Below are 600 nucleotides of genomic sequence, written 5' to 3' on the forward strand. Positions count from 1 at the left end.
CCCTTTTGCCGAGGAGTACCAAACAGCCCTCTTGTCGAACGATCTGAAGCGGCTTGAGCCCAACTCACCCACAAGTCTTGCCAATTACTCATCCGGCGGCGCCGGAATGACCTTTAGGGTGGGGCAATGGCCAGCCCCATGCGTCCCTTCCGTCACATGGGTCGCTCTCGCAGGCCGGTGTGGAGGACGCCGCCCCCGGGTGACGCTCAGTCGCCCACCGTCTCGCTGATGGAGGCTGACACTGCATGCACGAGCACAGGACCTTCGTCGAGCTCATGCGTACGAGGGCGGACGAGCACGGTGACCGCCCCGCCCTGATCTTCAGCCCGGATCCGCTCCGCGCCGAGGCCGACGAGACCATGACGTACGGGGAACTCGACCGTGCCGCCCGCCGGGTCGCCGCGCTGTTGCAGGAACGGTTCACTGTGGGCGACCGCCTGTTGGTACTGCATCCCTCCGGGCCGGGGTTCGCGCGGTCCCTCCTGGGTTGCATGTACGCGGGCATGGTCCCGGTGCCCGCGCCACCGCCCGACGGCCCGCAGCGCAAGCAGGCCGGCCGGCCCCCCCCGATCGCCCGGGACCCGGGAGCGGTCGGGGCCC

The 600-nt window shown here is 69.5% G+C and carries 1 protein-coding gene; it reads left to right on the forward strand.

Annotated features, from left to right (window positions below):
- Positions 1–245: 245 nt before the first annotated feature.
- Positions 246–600: AMP-binding protein (locus tag TN53_RS41800; RefSeq protein WP_046264129.1), on the forward strand; the 355-nt coding region annotated here is incomplete at its 3' end.

This window comes from Streptomyces sp. WM6386 (assembly GCF_000972385.1).
Taxonomy (GTDB): Bacteria; Actinomycetota; Actinomycetes; order Streptomycetales; family Streptomycetaceae; genus Streptomyces.